Below are 16,882 nucleotides of genomic sequence, written 5' to 3' on the forward strand. Positions count from 1 at the left end.
CGCTCTATTGTTTTGTTTGTATCATTGCAATGTGCTCGATCTTTTTTGCAGAATAATGAAAAAGTATTTTGAGTTACAAAAGATAATTTTTAAGTTTCTACATATTTTCTTCTTATTTCACTTTAAGCGCAGTTTTTCTGTTATTAGTTCTTGTTTTTTTTAGTTAAGTCACAGAATATCCATATAAATGGATTTCATTATAAAGACATTACACCTTTATATTTATCTGATACAGAATCTAATCTGATGCTCTCAAAATTTTTTATTTTTCGTCCAATTTTTGCTTTTGTTCTTGCTATTTTCGTGATGGCAATTGGTTTTTTTGCATTATTAAATTTGCCTGTTGAGCGTTATCCTGACATAGCTCCACCACGTATTGCGATTAGTACAACATATTCGGGAGCAGATGCGGAAACAGTTGAAGAAAGTGTAACGCAAGTTTTAGAGCAACAAATCAAAGGCTTAGATCATTTACTTTATTTTAGTTCGAGTAGTGATTCGACGGGGCGCAGTCGAATCAATATTAGTTTTGAAAATGGTACAGACCCCGATACAGCACAAGTTCAGGTTCAAAACTCGATTAATAGTGTGATTAATCGTTTGCCAGAAGATGTTCAACGGCAAGGTGTCAATGTTTTTAAATCGTTAGGCGATACTCATATGGTGATTGGGCTATATGATGAAAGTCGTCGTAGTAATAATATTGAGTTATCAGATTATTTATCTGCACATTTAGAATCTGAGTTAGCGCGAGTCGAAGGGGTAGGTGAAGTAGATGTTTTTGGTTCACAATTTGCGATGCGTATTTGGCTAGATCCTAATAAACTCACACAATATAAGTTAATTCCTAGTGATATTCAAAAAGCTGTAGAAGCCCAAAATACTCAAGTAGCAGCAGGAGGGATTGGTGATTTACCAACAGCAGAAACACAGTATTTAAGTGCTAAAGTCACATCAGGGACACGCCTAAAAACGGTTGAAGAATTTAATGACATTATTGTGAAATCGACTCAATCAGGCGGTTTTGTTTATTTAAAAGATGTAGCACGTGTTGAAATTGGTGCTGAAAATTATCAAGCTTATAACACGATTAATGGTTTTCCTTCTGCTGGAATGGCAATTTCTTTAGCCTCAGGGGCGAATGCGATAGAAGCGTCGAAATTGATTGAGCAAACAGTTACGCATTTATCTAAGCAATTACCACAAGGCTATAAACTGGTCTATCCTCGTGACAACACACCTTTTGTGCAAGAGTCCATCAAAGAAGTCGTTAAAACTTTATTTGAGGCGATTTTGCTGGTCATTATTGTGATGTTTCTCTTTTTACAAAATTGGCGAGCGACTTTAATTCCAGCAATGACTGTACCAGTTGTGTTGTTAGGCACGATGGCTGTGTTATATGTTTTTGGGATGAGTATCAATACCTTAACTTTATTTGCTTTGGTTTTGGCGATTGGTTTGTTGGTTGATGATGCCATTGTTGTTGTTGAGAATGTTGAGCGATTAATGCATGAAAAGGGTTTGGATGCCAAACAAGCTTCTATTGAGTCTATGCAGGAAATCAGTGGTGCTTTGATTGGGATCACACTAGTTTTAACAGCTGTATTTGTTCCAATGGCATTTTTTGGCGGTTCTACAGGTGTAATTTATCGGCAGTTTTCAGTGACGCTGGTGACCGCTATGGCAATTTCATTGGCTGTGGCATTGATTTTAACACCTGCTTTATGTTCTTTGATGTTAAAACCGACTGCAAAACCTTACCGTTGGGCGGTGCGTTTTAATAATTTCTTAGAGACTATAAAAAATAAATATATTGCTGTTGCACAAGTAACGATTCAACATAAATTAATCACTTTAGTCGTTGCTATAGGTTTAATTGGCACTTTTGCATTGATTTATAAAGCTTTACCAACGAGTTATTTACCCAGTGAAGATCAAGGCACACTGAGCTTACAAATTACTTTACAAGATAATGCACCAATGTCTAAAGCGATTGAGGTTGGTGAAAATGTTCGACGTTATTTTTTAGAGCATGAAAAAGAAAATGTTGATTTGGTGATGTTACGTTATGGGCGTAATCGTGCAGGAACGGGACAACATTTAGCACAAGGTTTTGTTAAGTTAAAACCTTGGGATGAGCGTACAGGTCAAGCAAATAGTGCAACGGCTATTCGTGAGCGTGCAAGTCAATATTTTCGTAAAAGCAGTATAGCTGCTTCAGTGATGATCAATATGCCTCCTGTGGTGAATGGTTTAGGGGATACCAATGGCATTGCAGTTTGGTTTCGTGATATTGATGGGCAAGGTCGTGATGCTTTAGCACAGAAATTTAATGCTTTAAAAGAAACATCACAACATGTGATGCATTATGAAAATTTAGATAAAAAAGCCTTACCTGATAAAGCAAATTTACAAGTTAAAATTGATCAAAAATCAGCAATGGCATCAAATTTGTCGCTTACTGATATTAATAGCACCATGTCAGCAGCATTGGGAAGTAAGTATATTAATGATTTTATTGATCGAGGTCGGATTAAAAAAGTCATTATGCAAGGTGATGCTCCTTATCGTGCCAAACCTGAAGATTTACAGTATTGGTCAGTGCGTAATAGTTTGAATGAAATGGTGCCATTCAGTAGCTTTTCTGAGGTCAGTTGGTCAGGCGCACCTGAAGTCGTTAATCGTTTTAATGGTTATGCTGCATTGGAGCTAGAAGCAGATAAGGCAACAGCATCAAGTACAGGTCAAGCTATGCAAGAAATTGATGATCAAGTCAGTCAAATTTCGGGTGTAGATTTGGCATGGAGTGGTGTTGCTTTTGAAGAAAAGCAAACGAGTAATCAGGCATTATTATTATATTTAGTCTCGATTGGTTTTATTTTTTTATGCTTAGCAGCACTTTATGAAAGTTGGTCTATTCCAACAGCAGTGATGAGTGCTATTCCTTTAGGGATTGGCGGTAATATTTTATTTAGTTATTTTGCTGGCTTTCCAAATGACATTTATTTTCAAATTGCACTGCTCACTACAATCGGTCTATCGTGTAAAAATGCTATTTTAATTGTTGAGTTTGCTGCATTAGCCCAAGAAAAAGGGCAAAGTGTTATACAAGCTGCTTTAGAAGGAGCAGGGCTTCGTTTACGCCCAATTTTAATGACTTCACTGGCATTTGGTGCGGGTATTGTACCTCTGGTTTTTGCTTTTGGTGCAGGTGCAGCAAGTCGCCAAGAAATTGGTGTGAGTGTTTTAGGTGGTGTTATTTTTGGTACAGTATTAGTTCTTGTTTTTATTCCATTTATGTATGTTATGGTACGTTCAATTTTTAAGTTAAAAGCAAAAACATAATCAATTTTTCACGATAAAATTTTAAAAATTGCTCACTTTAATGGGCAATTTTTGCTTTTATCGTCAATTTATGTGAATTTGTTTGCTTTACTAAAAGCGAGCATTTTATGATGTAGCAAAATAATGAGTGTTATCGGTATGCAATTATCTTCTCAACTTATTGTTAATTTAGAACAAGCCATTCAAGATCATAATATTGAGGAGATTAAGCGTTTAATTAAACAGGTCAATCATGCGGATCTTGCTGATGTATTGGCAACATTGAGCTTTGATGTTCAAGTAAAATTAATTGAATATTTACCACATGCAGCTTATGTTTTTGAATTTTTAAGTTTAGCGCAGCAGCTTGAGATTGCAGAGCAATTACCGACATCTCAGTTAGTACAATTAATTTCTGAAATGCATTCGGATGATCGTACAGATTTATTTAAAGCATTGTCTAAAAACCTAAAAAATGAAGTATATGCTCAATTAGACCCTCAGATACAACAACAAATTCAAAAACTTGCTCAATATGCTGAAGAATCAGCAGGGGCAATAATGAGTTCGGATTTTGTGGCTTTGTCACCAAATTTGACTATACCACAAGCCATTGAACAGATTCGTCAGCAAGCGTCTGACCGTGAAACCTTATATCTTATTTATATTGTAGATCAAGCCTCAAAGTTGTTGGGCGTGGTGTCTTTACGTGAAATTATTTTAGCGGAACCTACAAAGCGCATAGCAGATATTATGACGACTGATTTGGTGGTGGGGGCAGTACATGAAGATCAAGAGAGTATTGCGCAAAAACTTAGTCATTATGATTTTATTGCATTGCCTATTTTAGATGATGAGCAACATTTATTAGGAATCGTCACCTATGATGATGCGATGGATGTCGCACAAGAAGAAATGACGGAGGATTTTTTAAAATCTAGCGCGGTTAGTAGTTCACCCAAAATGAGCATTAAAACCGCTCCCATTTTTTTCTTATATAAAAAACGCGTATTTTGGTTGGTGATTTTGGTATTTGGTAGTTTGTTATCTGGAATTGGGATTTCACACTTTGAAGATATTATTTCAGCCAATATTGTTTTGGTGTTTTTCTTGCCTTTATTGGTGGGCAGTGGAGGAAATGCAGGCTCTCAATCAGCAACTTTAATGGTACGTGCGCTTGCAATGGGAGATGTACAATTAAAGGATTGGATGTATTTAATTGGACGCGAAACTTTAGTGGCTCTATGTCTAGGCGGCACGATGGCATTTGCTGTGTCTATTTTGGGTTATATCCGAGGTGATGCAATGGTCGCATTGGTTCTAGCATTGAGTATGATGGGGATTGTCTTATTAGGCTGTTTGATTGGAATGAGTTTACCCTTTATTTTAAATCGCTTAAAACTTGATCCTGCAAGTGCTTCAGCACCGTTAGTCACATCTATTTGTGATGCGACAGGTGTAATTGTCTACTTATTTATAGCGTCTATTTTGCTGGGGCAAGTTGCTGCATAAGCATAGAAACATAGATAAAATTGAAAGTTAAATATTAAATTCATACACAATATACGGAATTTAATCGTTATGATTTTAATGTAAGATTTGGATTAGGTTATTACTCAAATATGAGCACAGAAAAAAAACTATCGACTCAAGAAGTCATTCGACTTGAACGTGATTTAGCCAAATTTGCCAATATGATGGATTCTGTTGTACGTATTCCATTTACCAAGCAGGGGGTAGGAGCTGACGCAGCACTCAGTACAATTCCTGTTGCAGGTGATGTTGCTGGGTTTGTATTGACCTGTTATGCGATTTATAAAGCCAAACAATTGGGTGTACCACAAACAAAATTAAATGGTGTGATGAAATTGGCTGTAATGGATGCAGTTGTCGGTTTTGTGCCAGTTGTGGGGACAGTATTTGATATTTTTATTCGTCCTAGCCGTAAAGCTTTAGATGTTGTGCATGAGCATATTCAGACTGAATATCAAATTAAAACAGAAGATCATGTGATTCATCCATTTTTACATGAACGTCTAGAACAAAAACAAAAAAATTCGGCATTTTGGCGTAATCCTGTCGTGGCTTGGTTTTGGTTACATATTCCTGATCTTTTAGGCATATTTGTCTTAATCATGATTGGCTTGGCAATGTGGTTGGGTTTAACCATGTTGTGGGATTGGTATCAAGCGTGGAAAGCGCATTCAGCATAAAATCTTAAATAGATCGAATAGGTTGGAAAATATTTGAGTTGTTGAAAAATAAAGCCTTAATAAATTTAAGGCTTTATTGTTAAATTTTGGAACGTAGTGATTACATTACGGTACATTCAACTGACGTAAGGCAGCGACACGTTGTTCAATACTAGGATGTGTTTGGAATAACGCAGCTAAACTAAAACCTTGTTCTTTACCTTCAGTAATGGCAAAGGCTTTCATTTCTTTAGGCATTTGATCAGGCATTTCTGATTCTGATTGCAAACGAAGTAAAGCAGAAATCATTGCTTCTTTACCTGCTAAACGTGCGCCTGCTTCATCCGCACGATATTCACGGTGGCGAGAGAACCACATCACAATCGCAGATGCTAAAATACCAAAGACAATATCTAATACAATCGTAATGACAAAATATGCAATTCCTGGTGCTTCACCATCTTCACGACCAAAAATATTACGGTCAATAAAGTCACCAACAACACGAGCAAAGAACATGACAAATGCGTTCACTACACCTTGGATTAAAGATAGAGTGACCATGTCACCATTTGCAACGTGACCAATTTCATGTGCAATAACAGCACGTAACTCATCTTTATTCATACGTTCTAATAAACCAGATGAAACAGAAACAAGCGCATTGTTTTTGTTCCAACCTGTTGCAAAAGCATTAGATTGATAAGATGGGAAAATACCTACATCTGGCATTTGAATACCAGCGCGTTGAGAAAGTTGAGCAACCTCTTGGAGTAACCAGACTTCAGCTTGATTACGTGGAGCATTAGGATCAATTAATTCTGTACCTGTTGTTTTTAACGCCATCCATTTAGACATGAACAGTGAGATGAGAGAACCCACCATACCAAAGACAAAACAGATAACCATTAGGTTGCCTAAGTTTAGACCGCCAGCGCCGTGGTAACTACCAACACCTAAAACAGATAGGATAATGCCAGCTACAACCAGTACCGCGAGGTTGGTAAGCAAAAACAAACCAATCCGCATCATCGAGAACATCCTCATAATAATAAAATAATGTGATTTATAAATTATAAACCTATGGGGAATATGAGGATTAATATGTGAAAATTCAAGAAGAATTGAAAAAATCTATACCCATTAATTTGCTTTGATTCTGCAATGAGTAGAGTGAAGTTAGTAAAATAGTCAAAATAATTCGACTATTTTTCAGTATTTCTCTTATCAAGAGAAATACTTTTATTTTTAGATTATTTATTTAAGAAATCATTGTAAACGTAGTTTTTAATTGGATATATAGATGCGTGCAGAAGCTGTTGCATTATTGGTCGAATAAGAACCCGCAGGAGCATCAGTAAAAGTACCATCACTTGCAACAATAATCTGTCGTTGTGGGTATTTAGGTGTTGTAACGGTTGTTTCACTGTTTGAATTGTAGTTGTTGGATTGGGCGATCACTTGACCTTGAGGTGCTGTATTATTGTTGCTATTACTGGTTGAACTCGTGCTAGCACTTAACCCCGTTCCATTTGAATACAAATTATTATAACGACTTGAAACACGTCTTACGTAATCTTGTGTTTCACGAAATGGCGGAATACCGCCATATTTATCAACATTACCTTCACCAGCATTGTAGGCTGCTAGGGCTAAATTGGTATTGCCTTTAAAGCGTTTTATCAGCCAACTGAGGTATTTAGCACCACCGAAAATATTTTGTTGAGGATCATAAGAATTAGAAACATTAAAACGGCGTGCAGTTGCTGGCATTAATTGCATCAAGCCTTGAGCACCTACAGGTGAGCGTGCATTTGCATTAAAGCCTGATTCAGTATGCATGACGGCTTTAATTAGACCTTCAGAAACACCATGTGTTGCTGCGGCTTGTTGAATAATATGGTCATATGCATTTTTATTACGGTTATAGCTTGGTAAAACGGATGCTTCAGAGCTTCCCCAGTTGCTATAACTGTGAATATTACTGTCTGGATAATAAGTGACTTTCACTTTTTGTAATGAGCTATCTGAACTTTTTTTGTTGGTCAGTAAAGTACTTCCTTGTTGGTCTTTATAAATATAAATTTGCCCAGCAAAGCTTGATGACGTAAATACACTAAAACTGATGCAACCTAACAAAAAAGTAGATCTGCGGATGAAATTTTTCATTGTAATATTATATTTTTCCCCAATTCTTTTGGAGTTTAACAAAGTTCATCATGAAGTAAAACCTTGAATTGATTTTTATCAAGACAAATAGAAAAAATCAAGTGCTATTTGATCTGCATTTAAGCAAAAAAAAAATTAATTTTTTTTATTTAAAGATCACTTGACTATTGTAAGGTATTGAAAAATATTCAAAAAAATAGTTGTTTAAAAAATGATCAATTTAAATAAAAGCTCCATTTATTCGGCGCTACCCTTTGTCAAGTCCTAAACAATCCACAGTTTTATCCACAGCTTTTGTGGAAAACTGTGGAAAAGTCCAAAAGATAAGCGTTTGGGCGAATATTTAACCATGACTGCTTATTTTATACCTTGCTATAAGACAGATGAATGACAAAATCGCATAATTGTAAAAAACAAAAATCTTTAGATGTTATATAAACGCAAATCGGCTAAAATCAGGCAGCATTTTTTTATGGGTAATTTTCCTCTATGTACTCGCCAATTGAGTCTGATCAAGGATTTAATTTCAAACCAGAGCTTCCTACAAGTTCAGCTTATTATCGTTTATTAAAAAAACTTCGTCGTCAGGTAGGTCACGCCATTCGTGATTTTAAAATGATTGAAGAAGGTGATAAGGTCATGGTCTGTGTATCTGGAGGAAAAGACAGCTACACATTACTAGATATCTTGTTGCAGTTTAAACGTATTGCACCGATTAATTTTGATGTGGTTGCGGTCAACTTAGATCAAAAGCAACCGGGCTTTCCTGAAGATGTTTTACCACGTTATATGGAAGAAAATAACATTCCATATTATATTTTGGAAAAAGACACTTACAGCATTACAAAACGTTTAACACCAGAAGGTAAAACGTATTGTGCAGTATGTTCTCGTTTGCGTCGTGGTTCGTTATATGGCTTCGCACAAGAAATTGGTGCAACAAAAGTGGCATTAGGTCATCACCGTGATGATATTTTGGCAACTTTTTTCTTGAACCTCTTTCATGGTGGTAGTTTAAAAGCTATGCCACCAAAATTATTGTCATCTGACAAAAAGAATATTTTGATTCGTCCTTTGGCTTATGTTGAAGAAAAGGACATTATTAAATATGCAGAAATGCGTAAATTCCCAATCATTCCATGTAACTTATGTGGTTCACAGGAAAACTTACAACGTGCCATTTTAAATGATATGTTACGTGACTGGGATCAAAAATATCCAAAACGTTTACATAGTATTTTTGGTGCTTTACAAAACGTTTCGCCATCACAACTTGCAGATCGTGACTTATTTGATTTCGAAAAATTAGATGAAGAGCGTGAGTTTGATATGAAATGTGACACTGAAGAAATGAAAAACCGTTTGGATGTAGTAAATTTAAGCTTTGCTGCTGATTGATCTTTTTTGCTAATAAATTGATCGAAAAGGGCATTCATATTTATTTGAGTGCCTGATTTATAAAAATAAAACGATAAAATCAATAAAAATAGAATAACCAGTACAAAAAACTTTAGCCCAAATAGAAATTATCGTGTTATAACCTTTAGCAAGCGAAATGCTTCATGATGTTGTTTGGATAGACAACACGATAAATGAATAAATAATTTTGAGGAATGAACATGCCTGCATTTTTAACTGATGATTGGTTTGCAACTGTAGAAAAATTGACTGCTGAAGCTGGTGATCTGAATTTACCACCTGCATTGGCAAACCTTGCAATTAACCTTGTGGTTGCTGATGATAGTGGTAATACTGAATTATCTTTAGATGGCGGTAAAATTGTAAAAGATTTATCTCCAAATGCAAAAACAACTTTGAATATGGATGGCGAAACACTTCGTAAAGTATTCCTAGAGTTTGATATGGCTGCTGCAATGCAAGCATTCATGACTGGTAAAATCAAAGTTCAAGGTGATATGTCTCAGTTGATGGCATTACAAACGGCTAAACCAAGCCAAGAGCAAAAAGATTTATTCAAGCGTGTACTTGAGCAAACAGCTTAAGCTGCTTTAAAGCAAAAAAAGCTTACATTGATGTAAGCTTTTTTTATTTGAGATAAATATACTCTGAACTATTAAATTGTCATCAAGTCAGGTGTATTTTTAATATGTTCTAAATACGCTCGGATACGTGTGACATATTGAAGCGCCTGCTTGTAACGACCATTACGTGTTTGGTGGCGTGTTAAATAGTTATAAAGATTCATCCAATCATTAGGATCTTTACCTTGAGCTTTGATACGTTTTTGAATAGCATCAACAGCACCCGGTCCCATATTATAGGCAACTAATGCATACCAATGACGGTCAGGAGTATGTATATAGTTATAACGATTCAACATTTGGTTAAAATATTTTGCGCCACCTTGGATGCTCTGACTTGGGTCAGTTCGGTTAGAAACACCCATTTCACGTGCCGTTGCATGAGTCAGCATCATTAAACCACGAACTCCTGTAGGAGAAACAGAATTTGGTTTTAAATATGACTCTTGATAACCAATGGCTGCGAGCAAATGCCAATCTAGACCATATTGTTGTGCTGAGCGTTGAAAACTGGCTTTATAAATAGGAAGTCGAGAGCTTAAATCGCGTTGAATAATATTCCAATCATCTTTTTTCAAAAAATTACGGTTGTAAAATGAAGCCAGTTGTTGGATAGAACCATTTTGCTTACTTTGACAAACAAAACCACTTGCGGCTTCTGTCAAAGGGTCATCAGCATGTTTAAAAACCCAATTAATTTCGGTATTTAAACCATTCTTTTTTAAGCTATTTAAGTCACCACAAGTGGCAGAAAAAGAGGTTAATTTCTTTGCTTCAATACGTTCAGTCGATGCTGTTGTAATGGCAAAGTTTGCTTTTCCTTGCGCAATCATTTTTAAAGCTGTGGCATTGTCTGCAACTGTCTTAAAATCTAATTGCACATTTAAATTTTGTGCATAGCTATGCGCTAAATCATAACCGAAACCATGTTTATATTGACCATCTTTAAACACGATTGTTGGCATTGATACGGCTACAACAGTCAATTTGTTGCTGTTGACAACACTATTGTATTGGTTAACTTTAGTGGCATTAATACTATGAAATGGAATAAATGCACTAGCCAGAACCAAGGCTTTTAATGGGAGAGTGGAAAAAAAAGAATCGAGCTTTAACCTCGATCCAGATGTTGAATTACTGTGCATGTTGTCTCCGCTACTAGTAATTTATGCCCTCAAAAGACAAAGCCAGTACGACTTAAGACTTTCTTAAGTTGATAAATTCAATAAGGGTGGGCAGGCATGGACGTCATTCAAAAAATGACATATGGGAAATTAGGATTATGTAGAAAAACTACATCGTATAAAAAATAGGCAACCTAAAACATGTGCGAATAATAAAGTTGAAAATTTAAAATGTCAAATTTTGTACTGAGATTATTTAATTTGTGTAACATAATGGATTGATTTAGTTAGTGAAAAAAATTTATATACTTATTTTGTGTGGAAAACGAGAATTTCCTATTTCAAAATGTAAAGTTATGCTGTTGAAGTAAAGGGATGACATCATGAAATCGAACTTAATTACCCGAACTGGACATGATCAATTAGTTGCTGAATTACAACGTTTATGGCATGAAGAACGTCCTGAAATTACCCAGAAAGTGAATTGGGCTGCGAGTCTCGGTGATCGTTCTGAAAATGCAGATTATCAATATAATAAACAAATACTTAGGAAAATTGATAGACGTGTTCGATATTTAGGAAAGCGTTTGGAAGAATTAAGGATAATTGATTTTTCTGTGGAACAAGAGGGCAAAGTTTATTTTGGAGCTTGGGTGGAAATAGAGAATGATGAAGGAGAGAAGAAAAAGCTTAGAATTGTTGGGGTCGATGAAATTTATGACCATCATCCTCAAAATATTTCTATAGATTCACCTATGGCAAGGGCACTACTTGCTAAACAAGTGGATGATGAAGTTGAAGTATTAACCCCATCAGGCAAAAAAAATTGGTATATCAACTCAATTGAATATGAAAAGCCTGAAAAATCATCTAAATAGTGGTATTTGATTTTATTTTGTACACTTGGTTCAATATTTTTATAAAAACATTTGCCAAATTGATTTTTTATTTATATGATAGCCGCCATTGGAAGCGTGGCAGAGCGGTTTAATGCACCGGTCTTGAAAACCGACGAGGGTGCGAGTCCTCCGTGAGTTCGAATCTCACCGCTTCCGCCAAATATTTAAAAGACCCTTGAGATCATTCAAGGGTCTTTTTTTATTGTGAAAATTTAATCAATAAAAATTTCTACAATTGAAGTTTTAATGTTAGAAACTTAATTTCCTTATTTTTTCCATGTTTTTTAAAAAGTAAAAATAACTCTGATGAGATAGAGCTAAAGTTGAAATAATTCATTTTATTAAGCTAAATCAGTATGATTGTAACGATAAAAAACAACACGATTTATCATAATTTTATAAAAATTACAGGTATTGCTTAAAATATTTTTTGGCAAAAAACATCATTTTTAATCAGTAGACTATGTTTATTACAATTGACGAATATTTGATCTCATTTTAAAAGTAGAAGATGAAGTTATATCTATATCTTAAAAACTCATAACTTCTTAACATGCTAGAAAAATAACGTTAAATTAAGGAAAGATCATGTCTGTTTTAAATATTCCACAAGCTATTCCTGCAATGATTCCGCGCACTTTATTCAATGCAGAGCATGAACAATTTCGTCAAACGGCACGTCGTTTTTTTGAAACTGAAATTGCACCACATCGTGAAAAATGGGAAGAACAACAGCACATTGATCGTCATCTTTGGAATAAAGCGGGTGAGTTAGGTCTTTTATGTTGCACTATGCCAGAAGAATATGGAGGTTCGGGTGTAGATCGCTTGTATTCGATGATTTTAATGGAAGAACAAGCTCGTGTAGGAGATTCTTCGTCAGGTTTTTCCTTACATTCAGACATTGTTGCAAACTATTTAAATAATTTTGGTAATGAAGAGCAAAAGCAACACTGGTTGCCAAAAATGGCAACAGGTGAAGCAGTAGGTGCAATCGCAATGACTGAACCGGGTACAGGTTCGGACTTACAAAGCATCCGCACCACAGCAGTGGAAGATGGTGACGATTATATTATTAATGGTTCCAAGATTTTTATTACGAATGGTTATCTATGTGATATTGCTGTCGTTGCAGTCAAAACAGGTAAAAGTGAAAATGCTGCTCAAAATGTTTCTTTAATCATTATTGAAGCTGATCGAGAGGGTTTTACTAAAGGTAAGCCGTTAAAAAAAGTCGGTATGCATGGTCAGGACACCTGTGAATTATTTTTTGACAATGTGCGTGTACCAAAAAGTAATTTGCTTGGTATGGAAGGTATGGGTTTTATCATGCTCATGAAAGAACTGGCTTGGGAACGCATGATGATTGGGATTATCTGTGCAGCAGGTGCTGAAAATGCTTTAGCAAACACAGTGGAATATACCAAACAGCGTAAGGCATTTGGTAAGCCTATTTCAGTGTTTCAAAATACACGTTTTAAACTGGCTGAAATGCGTGCTGAAGTGCAAATCGCTCGTACTTTTGTAGATCAGTGTATGCAACAGGTTTTGACCAATAGCTTATCTATTGAGGCGGCATGTACAGCGAAATATTGGGTGTCTGACTTGGCGTGTAAAGTTGTCGATGAATGTGTGCAATTGCATGGTGGCTATGGCTATATGTTGGAATATCCAATTGCGCGCGCATATTTGGATATGCGTCCGAACCGTATTTATGGTGGAACCAATGAGATCATGAAAGATTTGATTTCACGGACGATTTGATTTGAGTATCTAAAAAATCATTTTATGTACAAAATTAAACTCACAATGAAAATTCCCTCTCCTTTTTAAGGATACTTGCGCAGTGATCTGCTCAGGGTGAGGATTTTATTAATGAATCCCCTTATCCTCTTGCGGAGCATGCTCCCCATCCCAAAGGAAGAAGGAATTTTCAATATAATTGCACTCACTTTTTATTCATTTTTGATCATGCAATAAATTTAATGAGTCATGAGTTTAAAACTCAAATAAAACAACAAGATTTAGAAAAAGGATTGAAAATGTCAGAATTACGTTTTGATGGACGAGTTGCCATAGTCACAGGTGCAGGCGGTGGATTAGGTCGCCAACATGTGCTAACGCTTGCCGCACGAGGCTGTAAAGTGGTGGTCAATGACTTAGGTGGTGGTGCGCATGGCTCAGGACAATCGTCCTCAGCAGCCGATAAAGTCGTGGAAGAAATCCGTGCCGCTGGCGGTGAAGCGGTAGCTAACTATGACTCAGTGGAAAATGGTCAAGCCATTGTCCAAACCGCTTTAGATCATTTTGGTACGGTCGATATTGTCATTAATAATGCAGGCATTTTACGAGACGTCAGCTTTGCCAAAATGACCCAAGAAGATTGGGATTTGATCATGCGGGTGCATTTGAATGGTACGGAAAGCGTATCCCATGCGGCTTGGTCCATCATGCGTGAAAAAGGTTATGGACGCATTATCATGACCACGTCAGCGGCAGGGATTTACGGTAACTTCGGGCAAGCCAACTACTGTGCGGCAAAGTTGGGCATTCTTGGACTCGCCAATTGCTTGGCGGAAGAAGGACGCAGTAAAAACATTTTCGTCAATACCATTGCGCCTTTGGCTGCTTCACGACTGACTGAAACTGTGATGCCACCTGATTTATTGGCACTGCTCAAACCTGAAGCGGTCAGTCCACTTGTTGCTTGGCTTGCACATGAAGACTGTAAGGAAAATAAAGGCTTATTTGAAGTTGGCGCAGGCTTTATCGCCAAATTGCGTTGGGAGCGTACCGAAGGTTATATTTTCCCCAATAAACGCCCATTCAATATCGATGATGTCGCTCGTCATTGGGACAAAATCACTGATTTCACAGAATCCACCCATCCGACTTCGACTACAGAATCATTCACGCCAATTCTTGAAGGGATCAATCATCCTAACTTAGGTGGTAATGAATTTATCGATTTGGATGTGGCGTCAAAAGCTAAACTTGAAATTGAATCATCCTACGATGAGCGTGATTTATCCTTATATGCTTTGGGTATTGGCGCAGCGCAAAATCCACTCGACAGTTCAGAATTGGCGTATGTCTATGAATTAGGCAGTGAATTCCAAGCATTTCCGACCTATGGTGTGATGCCTCAAATGAATGCCATGCTGCAAATGGCGAAACAAGGTGTGACACTTCCGGGAATGAATTATGGTTTTGACCGTGTTTTGCATGGTGAGCAATATACTGAAATTAAACGACCTTTACCGCCACATGCCAAGTTACAACATACATTCACCTTAAAAAGTGCTTTTGACAAAGACCCAAATGCGGTGGTGACTTTCGCGATTTCGTCCAAAGATGAAAATGGGGAAGAGCTCATTTACAACGAAATGACGGCATTTGTACGTGGCGCAGGTGGTTGGGGCGGTGAGCGTGGTGATTCAACTGAAATGAATGTTGCACCTGACCGTGAACCTGATGCAGTGATTGAAGAAAAAACCGATGTCAATCAGACGCTTTTATATCGTTTGTCTGGTGATTGGAACCCACTGCATGCTGACCCTGCATTTGCTAAAGCCTTTGGCTTTGATCGTCCAATCTTACATGGTTTATGTACTTTTGGTTTTAGTGGTCGCCATGTAATTAAAGCATTTAGCAATAACGATGGTCGTTATTTCAAGAGCATTAAGGTGCGTTTTGCCAAGAGCGTCTATCCGGGCGATACCTTGGTCACCAAGATGTGGAAGGAATCCGACACTAAAATCATTTTTGAAACTTGGGTCAAAGAACGCAATGAGGTGGTGATTAAAAACGCTGCCATTGAATTGTATAAAGAAATTCCAACGGCAAAAGCCAAGCCGAAAGAAGCGCAGGATTCAGCACCATCTACGCAAGTTCAAGCGTCGAATGAACCTGATCGTCTCATTGCCAAAGATGTATTTAAAGTGATTGGCGAATATGTCGCACAACATCCTGAATTAGTGGATAAAACCAAGACTTCATTCTTATTTAAATTAAAAAATCCTGATTCAGTTTGGACTTTGGATTTGAAGAATGGTGCAGGCTCATGTACGCAAGGTGAAATTGCCAATGCCGATGTGACTTTAGAAATGGATGAAGAACATCTTGAAACGGTCGTGACCAGTTCACTTGCCGATGTGCAGAAATTGTTCTTTGGCGGTCAGCTCAAAATTGGTGGCAATGTCATGGCTTCCAATAAGTTGATCGTCCTGCAAGAGATTGATTCTAAATTATTTAGCGAAGCAAAAAATCAACGCCTTACGAGTGCAGGCAGTTTAGATTCAGCATCTGCCAATACTGATGCAACGCCATCGGTCAATACAGAAATCACCCTTGCGGATGTTTTTACTGCGGTGAATCAACATATTCAATCTAAAGCAGATCTTGTCGATAAAACCAAAACTTCATTCTTATTCAAGATTAAAAATCCTGACTCAGTCTGGTTTATTGACCTGAAAAATGGTGCGGGCAGTGCAGGTGCAGGCGACATTGCCAATCCTGATGTGACGCTTGAATTGGATGAAGAACATATTCCAACCGTGTTTGGAGGTGATCTTGCTTCTGTACAAAAGTTATTCTTCGGTGGTCAGTTGAAAATTGGTGGCAATGTTATGGCTTCCAACAAATTAACCGTGTTGCAGGATATGGATAAGAAGTTGGTTGATCAAGCGCGTGATGCACGTGTGGCTTCAGGTGAAACGACAACGACTGCCTCAACGAGCAATGCAACGCCTAAAGTGGCAAAAGCGCCTGAAATTTTCAATGCTTTGAAAAATCGTTTGCAGGGCGAAAGTAACAGCAGCCATTCTTATCAGTTCAATATCACTGAACCGAATGAGTCTTGGACGGTGAATTTAGCCAATGGCAGTGTCACGCAGGGCAATGATGCCAATGCCGATGTGACCTTAACATTGAGCGATCATCATTTGGCGGAGTTGGTGGCGAATCAGCGTGAGATTCGAGACTTGTATCAGCATGGTGAGGTCAAAGTGGATGGTGATATTCGATTGGTTCATCAGATGCAATTCCTACAAGGTTTAAGCAATTAATCCATCAAACTATCAATGAATAAAGTCATCGCATTTTCTTCAAAAGGACAATTTGGAAAATGCGAT

The 16,882-nt window shown here is 37.1% G+C and carries 11 protein-coding genes and 1 tRNA gene; 9 read left to right on the forward strand and 3 right to left on the reverse strand.

Going from position 1 to position 16,882, the window contains the following annotated elements:
• The first annotated feature begins 246 nt into the window (after positions 1–246).
• The 3 genes from C9E89_RS03510 to C9E89_RS03520 all read left to right on the forward strand — a co-directional run bounded on the left by C9E89_RS03510 (position 247) and on the right by C9E89_RS03520 (position 5,537).
• Positions 247–3,345 (forward strand): multidrug efflux RND transporter permease subunit, encoded by a 3,099-nt coding sequence (locus C9E89_RS03510; protein ID WP_107007044.1) that lies wholly within the window; start codon positions 247–249, stop codon positions 3,343–3,345.
• A gap of 138 nt (positions 3,346–3,483) precedes the next feature.
• Positions 3,484–4,836, forward strand: a complete 1,353-nt coding sequence (mgtE, locus tag C9E89_RS03515) for a magnesium transporter (protein WP_107007045.1) — start codon at positions 3,484–3,486, stop codon at positions 4,834–4,836.
• 110 nt (positions 4,837–4,946) lie between these two features.
• Positions 4,947–5,537 (forward strand): DUF4112 domain-containing protein, encoded by a 591-nt coding sequence (locus tag C9E89_RS03520; protein WP_107007046.1) that lies wholly within the window; start codon positions 4,947–4,949, stop codon positions 5,535–5,537.
• A 105-nt stretch (positions 5,538–5,642) separates the two neighbouring features.
• Here C9E89_RS03520 and htpX read toward each other — a convergent pair whose 3' ends face one another.
• Positions 5,643–6,548, reverse strand: a complete 906-nt coding sequence (gene htpX / locus C9E89_RS03525; protein ID WP_107007047.1) for a protease HtpX — start codon at positions 6,546–6,548, stop codon at positions 5,643–5,645.
• Positions 6,549–6,803: 255 nt separating this feature from the next.
• On the reverse strand, positions 6,804–7,685 hold the full coding sequence (locus C9E89_RS03530) for a lytic transglycosylase domain-containing protein (RefSeq protein WP_107007048.1): 882 nt from the start codon (positions 7,683–7,685) through the stop codon (positions 6,804–6,806).
• Between the two features lie 489 nt (positions 7,686–8,174).
• Here C9E89_RS03530 and ttcA point away from each other — a divergent pair, with 489 nt between their 5' ends.
• Complete coding sequence (gene ttcA, locus C9E89_RS03535; protein WP_107007049.1) at positions 8,175–9,083, forward strand: tRNA 2-thiocytidine(32) synthetase TtcA; 909 nt, start codon at positions 8,175–8,177, stop codon at positions 9,081–9,083.
• A gap of 221 nt (positions 9,084–9,304) precedes the next feature.
• On the forward strand, positions 9,305–9,688 hold the full coding sequence (locus tag C9E89_RS03540; RefSeq protein ID WP_107007050.1) for an SCP2 sterol-binding domain-containing protein: 384 nt from the start codon (positions 9,305–9,307) through the stop codon (positions 9,686–9,688).
• Between the two features lie 71 nt (positions 9,689–9,759).
• On the opposite strand, the gene C9E89_RS03545 is transcribed toward C9E89_RS03540, so the two are convergent.
• Entirely contained in the window at positions 9,760–10,872 is a 1,113-nt protein-coding gene (locus C9E89_RS03545; protein ID WP_107007051.1) for an MltF family protein, read from the reverse strand.
• 362 nt (positions 10,873–11,234) lie between these two features.
• On the opposite strand from C9E89_RS03545, the gene greB reads away from it, so the two are divergent.
• From greB to C9E89_RS03565, 4 genes are all read left to right on the forward strand, one after another.
• Positions 11,235–11,729 carry a transcription elongation factor GreB gene (greB, locus tag C9E89_RS03550; protein ID WP_107007052.1) on the forward strand — a complete coding sequence of 165 codons (495 nt, stop codon included), beginning with the start codon at positions 11,235–11,237 and terminating at the stop codon, positions 11,727–11,729.
• 90 nt (positions 11,730–11,819) lie between these two features.
• Positions 11,820–11,909, forward strand: a tRNA-Ser gene (locus tag C9E89_RS03555).
• Positions 11,910–12,338: 429 nt separating this feature from the next.
• Entirely contained in the window at positions 12,339–13,514 is a 1,176-nt protein-coding gene (locus C9E89_RS03560; RefSeq protein ID WP_107007053.1) for an acyl-CoA dehydrogenase family protein, read from the forward strand.
• A 278-nt stretch (positions 13,515–13,792) separates the two neighbouring features.
• Complete coding sequence (locus tag C9E89_RS03565) at positions 13,793–16,816, forward strand: peroxisomal multifunctional enzyme type 2 (RefSeq protein ID WP_107007120.1); 3,024 nt, start codon at positions 13,793–13,795, stop codon at positions 16,814–16,816.
• Positions 16,817–16,882: the final 66 nt, after the last annotated feature.

Source organism: Acinetobacter sichuanensis, assembly GCF_003024515.2.
Lineage (GTDB): Bacteria > Pseudomonadota > Gammaproteobacteria > Pseudomonadales > Moraxellaceae > Acinetobacter > Acinetobacter sichuanensis.